The sequence below is a fragment of the Microbacterium sp. KR10-403 genome (genome assembly GCF_040196215.1).
Taxonomy (GTDB): domain Bacteria; phylum Actinomycetota; class Actinomycetes; order Actinomycetales; family Microbacteriaceae; genus Microbacterium.
This window is the reverse complement of sequence record NZ_JBEGDC010000001.1, coordinates 617,954-630,227: the sequence shown is the minus strand read 5'-3', so window position 1 is coordinate 630,227 and position 12,274 is coordinate 617,954. Positions and strand designations below refer to the sequence as shown.

Genomic DNA, 12,274 nt, shown 5'->3' with positions numbered 1-12,274 from the left:
CTGGGGGAATCCTCATGATGGATGTCATGTCGATCACGCACACTTCACCTGAACTCGCCTCCCCTTGCTGAGAGGCCGCAGATGTCAATGCTTCCTCAGGCCGCAGGCACGCGAATGCAGTGGATGGATGGCGTGCGGGGCACCGCCATCCTCTTGTTGCTCTTGTGGCACTCGAGCGCTGTCCCTGAGATGTATGGGGTGCAGATCCCCGACTATCTCCGTACGATCAATGCCTTCTTTCTCCCCTACCGCATGCCAACGCTCATGCTTCTGTCCGGGATGCTGCTCACAAGGTCACTTGATAAGCCTCTGCCAAAGTACTATGCAGGTAAATTCGCGATGATTCTTTGGCCTTACCTCGTCTGGGTCCTCATCGCGAAGGGAGTCTTCCTCAACATCGAAGGGATGCCCTGGTGGCACTGGCGTGCTTGGTACGCCACGTCCTATCTTTGGTTTCTCTTCTTTATCGGGGTCTACTACTTCTTCGCTCCCCTTTTCAAACATCTCCCATCCTGGATCCCTATTGGTCTTGCCGGTGCCATTGGCGTTCTGTTACCGTATGGATCCGTCGAGCAGCGCATGGGATACTACGCGATCTTCTTCTTCGCAGGCAGCGCCCTCTCTCGCTACCCTGAAGTATTGCGCAAGCTGACCACTCGACGCTTAGCTTTCACATTCGGTTTCGTCGCAGTTCTCTTTGGCGTTGCTGCAGCACTGTGGACCGCGCAACTTCAATTCCTGGTGTGGGGTGCACCTCTCAGCATCGCCGGCGGGCTCGCGCTCATGTCGCTCTACAGCAAGTTGAGCCAGGGCGGCAAATTCATGCGCACAATGCAATTTCTCGGTCGATCATCGTTGATCTTCTACGTCAGCCATTTCCCACTGATGACCCTCATCTCGCGGACCCCTCTCGCTGATTTCAGCCCGGTCTTGGTCACGCTAGCTAACCTGGTGGCTGCGGTGGCCATAGGAACGGTGCTTGCACTCCTCAAGCACCAGGTACCGATTAAGTGGTTCTTTCAAGCACCCGATACCCTTTCGAAAGCGATTGCAGCACTCCTCGGTATCGGCCGTCGTCGACAGCCGGCCTGACGCGCGCCCCGGTTAGCCCAGTTCGCGACCGCACCGAATAGGATCGTCTGAGGGCTGGGGACGCCCGGAAGGGGGAGCCTTGCGCATACTTGTGGCTTGGGCGAGCGATTTGTCACCGAATCTCGGGGTGCGTGCCCTTGGTAGGGGGTCTGTGGATCTCCTGAAGTCAGTGTGGCCCGATGCCACATTCGATTTCCTCGACTTCGGAAACAAGCCGGCTCAGGTCCCGCTTGGACACCCTCGGTCGCTTCTCAAAGCACGCGTGATGGCACGCGGCGGCATGATGGACTGGCTCAAGCAGTTCGATCTGCTGTGGGATACACGGTCAGGTGATAGCTTTGCCGACATCTATGGCACCAACCGTCACGCCAAAATGTCCCTCCTCCATGAGTTTGCGACCGAGGCAGGGGTCACTGCAGTCCTCGCACCGCAGACGATCGGGCCGTTCCAGCACACGACAGCGAGGGTGCTCGCGAAACGAAATCTGCGTCGCTCACGACTCGTCTTTGCCCGTGATCCCGTCAGCGCCAAGGCTTCCGCTCGGCTAGGCCGCAAGGTGGACCGGATGGCGACCGATCTCGTCTTCGGGATCCATCAGCCAACTGCGCCATGTGAGCGCGATGTTCTCGTGAACGTCTCTGGCCTCCTCTGGCGCGCAAACGATCACGTCGACCTCACTAAATACCGTGAGAGCGTCCGGTCAATCATCGCCGGGTTGCTCTCCGACGGTAGGGATGTCACCCTCCTCCCTCACGTCCTCGATTCCCTTGACCCGGACAACGATGTACCCACGTGCCGGGAACTTGAGCGAGAGTTCGACGGTGCCGTCGGTGTCCTAGTACCCAAAGGCTTGGAAGACGTTCGTGACGCCGTCGCCGGCGCGAACGTTGTGATCGGCGCGCGAATGCACGCATGTCTCAACGCGCTGTCCACAAGCACGCCAGCGATCGCCATGGCTTACTCGCGCAAATTCGAACCACTGATGAAAGCCATCGACTGGCCCCATGTCATCTCTGTGACGGAGGCTGAGGACCCCGGCGCCGACGTGCTGCAGATCATCCGAAACTGCCACGACCTTAAGTCACGCGCGCAAATCACTCGCTCGCGTGCGAGCGAGTTGCTTGCAGGCATTCCCCAGCTCCTGGGCGGCGCACTATGACCGAGCTCCGCGGCCTCGTTGAAGACGTCCTTCGCAGAGACGCATGTTCCGGGTGCGGACTGTGCGCACTCCTTGATAGGGGTATACGCATGCGTCTGGATGACAACGGGTACATGAGACCCGAGAGTTCAGGCCCACCGAAAGAGATCACTGGGGCAGCTACCGTGTTTCGTCGGGCATGCCCCGGCGTACAGGTACGCGCCCCGCGGGTCCCCGGAGGCACCCGCGATCACCTCCTTGGCGACTACGTTGAGGCATGGGAGGCTTGGGCGATCGACCCTAGTGTGCGGTATGCCGGTAGTAGCGGCGGCGTCTTGACAGCGTTGAACGCATGGCTCCTTGAAAGTGGTCGAGCCTCCCGCGTGACAGGTGTCGCTGCCTCCCACGAGGATCCGCGCCGAAGCGTTCCAGTGACAATGACAACACGTGAAGAGGCGATCCGATCGACGGGTTCGCGATATGCACCGGTCGCGGCGTTGGACAACCCCGATGTGTTGAACACTCAAACAGCCGTCACCGGCAAGCCTTGCGAAGTCGCAGCGCTCCGAGCCGCCTCATGCGATCTCGACCTCGAACCGCCAATTCTCTTGTCGTTCTTCTGCGCAGGGACACCAAGCCAGCATGCGACACAAACGCTGCTCGAGACTCACGGACTAGACCCCGGGCGACGGATTGATGACCTCTGGTATCGAGGTCGCGGCTGGCCGGGGAAGTTCACCGCACGGAGTGGGCACGACTCGGTTGAGGTCCCCTACGAGGAGTCATGGGGAGAGATTCTTGGGCCTAGGACGCAATGGCGCTGCAAGATCTGCGTTGACGCCGTGGGTCAGTCAGCAGACGTCGTCGCTGCCGATTCATGGACAACAGATGCGCACGGGTATCCAGCCTTTGACGACCAAGACGGCGTGAGCGCAGTGATAGCGCGTACTGAGCGTGGCAGGGAGGCCGTTTTGTCCGCGGCAGCCGCGGGTGTGATTGCGTTGCGCCCACTCGCGATGTCTCAGTTGCACGCAGCACAACCACTCCAGACCAATCGGCGGCGCCAACTTCTCGCAAGATTGCTGGGCTCCTGGCTGGCGGGCCGAAGACCTCCGCGGTATATTTGCTTCCGCTTGGTGCGTCTGGCCCTCATCAGTCCCGTTGCGTTCGCTCGGGTTGCTCGCGGAACCTATCGGCGCGTGAAATCCGCCCGGAGAGACACGTGACCTCTTCCTCACTGGCCCACTCCGCCGCACGAGGCGCACTTTTCACCTTCGTTGCGCAGGCGGCCAAGATCCTCCTTCAGCTTCTGTCCGTCGTCGTCCTCTCACGTATGCTCACACCGCACGACTACGGCCTCCTGGCGATTGTGCTTGTGGTCGTGGGAATCGGCGAACTCTTCCGCGATTTCGGTCTGACGTCTGCATCGATCCAGGCGCCGGTGTTAACGGATGGGCAACGAGACAATCTCTTCTGGGTGAACACCGGGATCGGTCTGATCCTCGCGGTCACCATGTTCTTTCTCGCGGGTCCGATCGAAATACTCACGGGCGAAGCACAAATCGCCGGCGTAATACGCGCTCTGGCCGCGCTCTTTCTCCTCAATGGGCTCGCAACGCAGCACCGTGCCAACCTCTCCCGAGACCTGAAGTTTCGCTCTCTCGCGGTGATCGACATCACTGCCGCCGGGATAGCGCTGCTGGTCGCGATCATAGCCGCGTTCTTGGGAGCGAATTATTGGGCGCTCGTGGCGCAGCAGCTCACGAGTAGCGTGATCATTTTGGCCGGTGTGACCATCGCGGGTCACTGGTTTCCCCGCCGATACTCGCGACAATATTCCATTCGAGAATTGTTAAACTTTGGATGGAATATCGTTGCAACAAACTTGTTGGTCTACGCGGGATCACAGATCGACACTATTCTTGTTGGACTCAAGTTTGGCACAACCTCGCTCGGCCTCTATAACCGCGCTTACCAACTCGTCATGACGCCGTTGGGTCAGGTCCGCAGCCCTATGAAGGGTGTCGCGTTGCCCGTGCTCTCCCGTGTTCAACAAGACCGCGGGCGCTTCGACAGCTACGTCACATCTGCGCAGTTGATGCTGGGTTATAGCCTGGGAATTCCGCTGGCCCTTGTTACAGCCCTTGCTGGTCCAATTGTCAAGATCATGCTTGGGCCACGTTGGCTCGCAGCAGCTCCGATCCTTTCGCTCTTCTCGATCGCCGGGCTGTTGACTACGATAGCTTTCGTCGGATACTGGGTCTACCTCTCCAGAGGCCTCGGTCGATCCCTCTTCTTCTATACGATCGTCACCACCGCGATCAAGATTCTCTGCATCATCATCGGTTCATTCTTCGGCGTTGTAGGCGTCGCAATCGGATTCGTCATAGCGCCAGCGCTCTCGTGGCCACTGTCGCTCTTTTGGCTCTCTCGCGTGACGCCAATGCCGACCGCCAAGCTCTATGCCGGAGCTGGTCGGATTCTGCTCGCCACAGCATGTGTTGGACTCGTGGCATGGGAAGCTTCTCAGTTCGTGATCAGTGTGGGGCCCTGGGCGATGCTTGCTGTAGGCGTCGCTGCCGGACTCGTGACGGCCGCGGTGGCACTCTTCCTCCCCGTCTATCGCCGCGACTCCCGAAATCTAGTCGCGTTTGTTCGGCTCATGTTCAAGCGCAGTCCATCCACTGCTTGACGGGATAGCGGAAGATACAGCATGGAACCGATAACACTCATTACGGTGACGTACAGGGGCGAAGATGCCCTCCTAAGTTTGCAGGCACGATCCCTTGCTCTTTATGCGAGTCCAAGAGTCGTCGAGCAGGTGATCGTTATCGACAATGACGAGACGCGCCTGTCTGGCCGCCGCCTCACTGACCTTCTCAACGTATACGACTGGCTACGAAGCCGGGTCACCGTCATCCATTCGGGATCGATCACCTCCACGCGGGCTGGGTCCGGCTGGGTGAACCAGCAGATCCTCAAACTCTTGATCGCCAATTACGTGAAGACGCCCTGGTACGTTGTCTTAGATGCCAAGAATCACGCCATTCGGCCGTTGTCGCTCAGCGACTTTCTATCGCCCGACGGTCGGGCACGCGGTGGATTTCAGAGCTATGCGGTCCACCCGCTCAAGGCGCGACTGCTGACCACCCTGCGTTACATGGGGCTAGACGAAACACCGGCCGATTACTACCCACCCACCTCAACTCCGTTTGTTTTCAAAACCGAGATCGCGCGAGAAATCGCTAATTCGCACGGCTTTGAAGCTCAATTCGTGAAGAACGATTTAACTGAGTTCTTTCTGTATTCTGCGTGGATACTCCAACGAGATGGCGACTGGTCGCGAGTGTTCGATGGAAATGCAATTCAGTGCCCGGTAGTGTGGGGTGGCTCAGCGAACGCCAGTGGCGTCGAGGAAGCGATCAGACTCGCTGCAGACTTCGACGCCCCTTTCTTTGGCGTGCACCGTCGCGCATTGCAACGACTTCGACCATCTGACTATAGGCTCCTCGCTCAGCATTGGGTTTCCTGGGGCCTCATGCGCTCTTTGCACGAGGCACAGCAATTCAGGCTACGATTCTTTCGCGAGCAGACTGCGTCCCTGGTCCTTCGACGGCTCTACCGACGCTGATGCGCCTCCGATAGTCCGACCAACTTCCGAGTTCCGTCAGCCTTCAGTTGGGTCGATGACGGCGAGGTTGTCGAGTGAGATGACGATGGGGCCGTTGCTGGCGCTGCTCGAGAGATAGGTCAGTACCCCGACAGCCCCCGCAGACTGGAGAGTCGTTGTCGCGTCTGTCGCGCTGACGAGCCATCCCGACGGCTCATCCGTGCCCGAGGGCCAGACATTTGCCTTGAGGGTCGTACTTCCACCAGCCGTCGACGTGACCAAGTGGAGATCCAGCGTCCCACCTGCTGTCAACGTGAACTTGGAGATATTCGCAGTGGACAGCAACGTCTCAGTGTTGCTGACAACCTTTGCGACACTCACAGCGACAGTTCCCGTCGACGTCACACGCGCCTTCAACCTGTACTCGTTGTCGCCGGACTTATGCACATCGAGGTTGAAGTGGAGACTGCCCGCATCCGGCACCGCCGCAAAGCTCACCTGCGCTGTCGCATCAACATCCTGAACAGAAACCGTCGACAAGGAGGTTGAGATCGTCTTTCCTGAACCCAACGAAATCTTCCCGACGCCGTCAGCAACAGACAGCCCGTTCGCCGAGCTCCAATCGCCACCAACGGTCGCCGTGCCCCACCCAGACGTCACGGTCCGGTCGAAGTCATCACGAACCGCGAACGCCTTGTCTGCGATAGCGACGTCATGAGACACCGTCGCCGTAGCATTGAGACTATCCGTCAACGTCAACGTGATCGTGTACGTCCCCGCCGAAGCGTACGTGTGCGAGGCAGTCTTCCCCGTCCCCACGTCCGACCCGTCGCCCCAATCCCATGCATAAGCCAGGTCCGCACCATCCGAAGCCTTAGACGACGACGCGTCCACCTGCACAGACAACGCCCCCGGTGCCGCTGAGAAAGACGCCTCAGGATCCGAATGACTGACCGTCACATCCTTCGTCACCGCAGCACTACTCGCACCTCGAGAATCAGTCACGACGAGGGTGACGGTCCTCTTGCCCGCAACCGCGTAGGTGTGCGATGGCGCAGCCTTCGTCGAGGTATCTCCATCACCGAAGTCCCATGCGTACCCCGCCAGGGTCGCGCCGTCCGACGTCTGCGACCCGGAGGCGTCGAATTGCACAGTTAGGCCTGAAGCGCTCGCAGCAATGTTTGCAATCGGCGCACTATGAGGACTCGAATCCACATCGGTCACGGCGAGGTTGTCGAGTGAGATGACGATGGGGCCGTTGCTGGCGCTGCTCGAGAGATAGGTCAGTACCCCGACAGCCCCCGCAGACTGGAGAGTCGTTGTCGCGTCTGTCGCGCTGACGAGCCATCCCGACGGCTCATCCGTGCCCGAGGGCCAGACATTTGCCTTGAGGGTCGTACTTCCACCAGCCGTCGACGTGACCAAGTGGAGATCCAGCGTCCCACCTGCTGTCAACGTGAACTTGGAGATATTCGCAGTGGACAGCAACGTCTCAGTGTTGCTGACAACCTTTGCGACACTCACAGCGACAGTTCCCGTCGACGTCACACGCGCCTTCAACCTGTACTCGTTGTCGCCGGACTTATGCACATCGAGGTTGAAGTGGAGACTGCCCGCATCCGGCACCGCCGCAAAGCTCACCTGCGCTGTCGCATCAACATCCTGAACAGAAACCGTCGACAAGGAGGTTGAGATCGTCTTTCCTGAACCCAACGAAATCTTCCCGACGCCGTCAGCAACAGACAGCCCGTTCGCCGAGCTCCAATCGCCACCAACGGTCGCCGTGCCCCACCCAGACGTCACGGTCCGGTCGAAGTCATCACGAACCGCGAACGCCTTGTCTGCGATAGCGACGTCATGAGACACCGTCGCCGTAGCATTGAGACTATCCGTCAACGTCAACGTGATCGTGTACGTCCCCGCCGAAGCGTACGTGTGCGAGGCAGTCTTCCCCGTCCCCACGTCCGACCCGTCGCCCCAATCCCATGCATAAGCCAGGTCCGCACCATCCGAAGCCTTAGACGACGACGCGTCCACCTGCACAGACAACGCCCCCGGTGCCGCTGAGAAAGACGCCTCAGGATCCGAATGACTGACCGTCACATCCTTCGTCACCGCAGCACTACTCGCACCGTCACTGTCCGTGACCGTAAGCGTTATGGTGTATTTTCCGGCGTTCGAGTAGGCATGCGTCGACGACGATTCGGTCGATTGCTCCCCATCCCCAAAGTCCCAGCTGTATCCGGTGACCGTCGCCCCGTCCGACGCTGCCGAAGCGGACGCGTCGACCGCCACCGACAGGCCCGACACATCAGCAGTGAACGAGGCCACTGGAGCCACATGTGGCTCGGTCGCGGTAACAGTGTGAGTAGTCGAACTCACGAGTCCCAAGCTGTCGGTAATCGTCAGGGTCACTGTGTACGTCCCCGCAGCACTATATGTGTGTGAAGCCGTCTCCGCTGTGGCCGTCGCACCATCGCCGAAGTTCCAGGCGTAGTTGGTTATCGTTCGTCCGGCCGGCGCCGTGGACCCGGACCCATCCACGCTCCAGGCCAAATCCGAGCCGTCCACAGTGAAGTCCGCAGTCGGGCTCCCCACGTCTTTCGCCACAGCGTAATGCGACGACACCTGATCCGCGGTCAGCACGGAGGGATACACGGCAAACTCGTCGAGAGTTCCGTTGAACCAATACGACGAGGGCACATTCGTCCAGCCGCTCAAGTTGTCACCACCGAGCCGCCAGTATCCGGTGTAGCTCTGCGCAGTGGTCACACTTGCATCTGAGGCGACGAGCTGGCCGTCCACATAGAGTTGCATTCCGTCTGTGGCGCTCTGCTCCGCGACGACGTAGTGCCACGATCCGTCGTTGTATGCAGCGGAGCTTTGCACCGTCTTGACCGACCCTGGATACACACCGAACACCAAACGACCATCATTCGTCATGTACACGTGCCGGTCGTAGCTTGAAGATGTCCCGGTCGATGAGCTGCCGTAGCCCACCAGTTTGCCGCCTGACGTCGTTGTCGTCTTGAACCACAGTTCCACGGCAAAGCTGCTGCCGACACTAGCTGTGCTTGTGGTGCTTCCATAGCCAGTTGTTTGACCGCTGAACTTCGCCGATGCATCCGTCTCACCGAGGAGCGCAGCATCCGCGCTGTCGCTCACTCCAGCTGCCCACGTCGCGTCATTTGTGCCGGCCCAGTCACTGCCACCGATCGAGGCATCGCCACCGAGCCGCCAATACAGCGACGCCCCGTCACCCAAGACCTCATCCGCGTATGCGGAGGCGGCCGCACTGCTGACTGTCACCGTCACACTGGCGCTCTTTGCGGTGTTGCCGTCACCATCCTTCGCAATCACATAGAAGGTGTGGGAAGAGCCCGGCGTGAGTCCCTTCGCAGTCAGGGTTTGGGTAGGCCTGTTCCAAAATGTCGCCTGCGACGTCTCAGTTGCAGACGCCTTGCTGGCTCCCTGCTCCCACAGTTCATAAGTGAGGTTGAGATCGTCGCGATCCCAGTTCGCGGGAATCTGGATGCGGGCTGTCCCAGCGCTGACCGATCTCGCCGTGGGCACCCAGTCGTCTCCGGACACACGTGGCGCCTGCTTCGGCCCTCCTGGAGGATTCACTGCGAATCGTGCGATGCCCTGGCTGCGCTGACCGTTGACATAGGGGAATTCCCCTCCAATGACTACATACTTGCCGTTACCGGTGACGTCCCAACCCGCTTGTCCCGACCCGGAGGCGGTCCCGGTCGTCCAGTCCGGATACCAGTTGACGGCCGCTGGCGCAGGGTATCCGCTCCAATCTGCGTAGATCGAACTCACATACGGCGATCGAGTGAGTGTGCCCTTCGCAGCGGATGTGTAGACGGTGGCGTTGCGCATCGTGCCAGTCCCCTGCGCCAAACCGCCCGCCGTCGTGCATTCATGCTCATGTCCGGTGCTGTACACGTTGGTGCCGTCCGAGTAGACCCCGTAATGATCTCCGTGGCAGTCAGCGATCCAGCGGATCGCGCCATCTTCCCCCTCGGCGGCAAACAGCCCCTCGAGGTTTCCCTCAGTCACGGTGGCGTACACCCACCCCGTTCCAAAGACGGCACCCGTCGAGTCAGTGGTGAGTCCAAAGATCCCGGCTTTGCCCTTTCCGCTGCCTGTTCCCCATCCGTTCTTGACTGTCGCAGTGACGGCCCAGGGCAATACGCTGCCCGTTGTCATGTCTAAGGCGGCAAGCCCGCGCTGAGTAGCGCCATTCACTGTTGAGAACCGCCCACCAATGATGATCTTGTCCCCTTGTGGATTCAATACCATGGCATCCACTTGGAGGTCCGTCGTTGGCGCCCAGCCAAGGAGGGCCCCGGACGACGTCACAGCTGCCAGGTTGTTTCGAAGCACACCCTTCGCTGCTCCGATAAGCCCGCCGACGTACACCGTGTCTCCCGTCGCCACGATCGCGTTCACGTAGGAACCGCCGATAGCGGGCTTGAAGTCGTTAAGCAGTGCGCCCGTAGTGGTATCAAACGCTGCCAGGTTGTACCTAACCTGCCCATCCACAGAGGTGAACGAGCCACCGACATAGAGCCGACTGCCATCCGGTGAAAGCGCGAGAGCCTTGACCGTGCCGTTGATCGTCGGGGCAAACGACGTTGCGACACCGGTATCGATGTTGTACGCGAGCAGATTGCTCCGCGGCATAAGATCCGTCCCCGCGGCGGCCCCAGCCGGTCGTGCATTGGAGAAGCTGCCGCCAGCGTACACAGTGTCGCCGTTGATAACCTGCGCCCAAACAATGCCGGAGTCAATCTGCACAGTCGGGATGGGATCTGCTGTCACCGTCTTGTCATTGCGCTGCTCGATGGGAGCAGGACCACCAGCAGCAGCCGAGGGCAGCGCCGTTCCCACAACGATGCCCACGGTGACCACTGCGGCAGTCCCAAGCATCGCAATTGTGCGACGAAGAATTCCTGCGCTCACAATGACTCCTACTTGTTCTTGTCGACGAAGAGCGCAACCGGCGCTCCTGCGACATACTCGACTGTCACGGAAAGGCTCTTCCGCTGCTCCGCGGGTAGCCGAAAAACGTACGTGCCGGTCGCGGAATCACCAGCGGCCAGAGAGCCGGAGAAAGGGTCGTAGGGGTCCGACGTGGTGGGCTGTCCATATGCCCCATGCGAGCCAGTCACACTGATCATGGCGGCACTCAGGTTAATGCCCTTCGCCCCACCGTTGGTAACTCTCAACGTAATCGCGACTGCCGGCCCCGCGATCTCCCCCGGCGTCGTCGCTTTGACCGTCAGATCGCGGACCTTTGCCACGGCAACCGCCACTCCGTCGCCGACATCTGCCGATTCCCTGAGCGAGGCCTTCACTGTCGGAGCAGGGTCTGCGGGCGCAATCGTCTCGTCGACAGATCCGCCGCCGGGAGCAGGAATGGTGGCAGTCGGAAGTGGCCCTGTGTTCTGCCCACCTACATCCGCTTCTGTATGCGTGACGGAGCATCCCGTGAGCAACCCAGCCAAAACCACAAGTGTTCCCAGCGGCCATGTTGCGCGAGCAATCACGACTTTCGCCGACCGTCCACCCACGGCCTGTCTCCCCAGATCATTTGCCGCGCCAGCGGCAGTCCCCGTTTGTCCCGCGTCTACGACACCGAGCCGCTCCCACAGCGGCACGCTGGGACTTTCGCAGATCGTACCACGCCGCATTCGGTCAAGTCGACGTCCTTCGTTCGGGTTCCACCCTGGTCGCCTACCTCTTTGGGCGGAGCGGGTCACGCGTTACATGGAGGATTTCGCCCGGCGAAAGGATCTGATCATCCGACGAGCCCGAAGTCTCCAGTCGCAGCCGAGGACCCGCCAGAGCCTGCGCGACTTCCGGAAAGCTGGAGAAATACGGGCCGATCAAGTGCCCTGCCGACGCAAGCAGATACAAGTCGACAACGGATGATCTCAATCCGGGGCCAGTGTTGTACCCGCCTTTGTCATCGAGCGCTACCGAACCAGGGATCGCATCAAGGACGGTCAGCTGGGCTTGGGGAGTATCTGCAGATACGAAGAAACGGATCCCTGGCCGTTCTTCACGTATCCGACGCATGCGCTCGAGGTACCAATCGATCGGCGACCGCTCCAGTGTCTTGGAGTTCGAGATGACGTGCGCGCGAACCATGACCCCGATATACGGCTCACCCGCGAGATGCCGCGAGTAGAAGGACGTGACGCGTTCAGCAAGTGGTGGCGTGAGCCCCAGCTGCTGAAGTCGTTCTCCCCACGGGACCGCACCCGCCGGCAGGCGAAGCGCATGGGGTGTGCGAATCTGCCACACCCGCTTGTCGGCAGCCGCCGACAGCCAGGTAAGGTCTGGCTCTCGCTGATATGGGTATCGCACACGAAGCGCTTGCGCCACTCCACCGGGTAACCGGTCGGCGTCAAACTCCCACA

At 60.2% G+C, this 12,274-nt stretch carries 7 protein-coding genes; 5 read left to right on the top strand and 2 right to left on the bottom strand.

Annotation, left to right across the window (positions count from 1 at the left end; all coding sequences use genetic code 11):
- Positions 1-21 precede the first annotated feature (21 nt).
- From ABMQ42_RS03045 to ABMQ42_RS03030, 5 genes are all read left to right on the top strand, one after another.
- Positions 22-1,092 (top strand): acyltransferase family protein, encoded by a 1,071-nt coding sequence (locus ABMQ42_RS03045; protein ID WP_349721300.1) that lies wholly within the window; start codon positions 22-24, stop codon positions 1,090-1,092.
- Between the two features lie 91 nt (positions 1,093-1,183).
- Entirely contained in the window at positions 1,184-2,251 is a 1,068-nt protein-coding gene (locus ABMQ42_RS03040; protein ID WP_349721512.1) for a polysaccharide pyruvyl transferase family protein, read from the top strand.
- A complete protein-coding gene (locus ABMQ42_RS18175) occupies positions 2,248-3,456 on the top strand; it encodes a Coenzyme F420 hydrogenase/dehydrogenase, beta subunit C-terminal domain (protein ID WP_502884583.1) in 1,209 nt (402 codons plus the stop codon). The genes ABMQ42_RS03040 and ABMQ42_RS18175 overlap by 4 nt, the downstream gene beginning before the upstream one ends.
- Positions 3,453-4,922 carry a lipopolysaccharide biosynthesis protein gene (locus ABMQ42_RS03035; RefSeq protein ID WP_349721298.1) on the top strand — a complete coding sequence of 490 codons (1,470 nt, stop codon included), beginning with the start codon at positions 3,453-3,455 and terminating at the stop codon, positions 4,920-4,922. The genes ABMQ42_RS18175 and ABMQ42_RS03035 overlap by 4 nt, the downstream gene beginning before the upstream one ends.
- Before the next feature lie 45 nt (positions 4,923-4,967).
- Positions 4,968-5,861: a DUF6492 family protein gene (locus tag ABMQ42_RS03030; RefSeq protein WP_349721296.1), complete on the top strand. Its 894-nt coding sequence runs from the start codon at positions 4,968-4,970 to the stop codon at positions 5,859-5,861.
- Positions 5,862-5,897: 36 nt separating this feature from the next.
- On the opposite strand, the gene ABMQ42_RS03025 is transcribed toward ABMQ42_RS03030, so the two are convergent.
- Both ABMQ42_RS03025 and ABMQ42_RS03020 read right to left on the bottom strand, forming a co-directional pair.
- Positions 5,898-10,760: a PKD domain-containing protein gene (locus ABMQ42_RS03025; protein WP_349721294.1), complete on the bottom strand. Its 4,863-nt coding sequence runs from the start codon at positions 10,758-10,760 to the stop codon at positions 5,898-5,900.
- Positions 10,761-10,819: 59 nt separating this feature from the next.
- Complete coding sequence (locus ABMQ42_RS03020) at positions 10,820-11,206, bottom strand: DUF4352 domain-containing protein (protein ID WP_349721292.1); 387 nt, start codon at positions 11,204-11,206, stop codon at positions 10,820-10,822.
- Between the last annotated feature and the right edge of the window lie 1,068 nt (positions 11,207-12,274).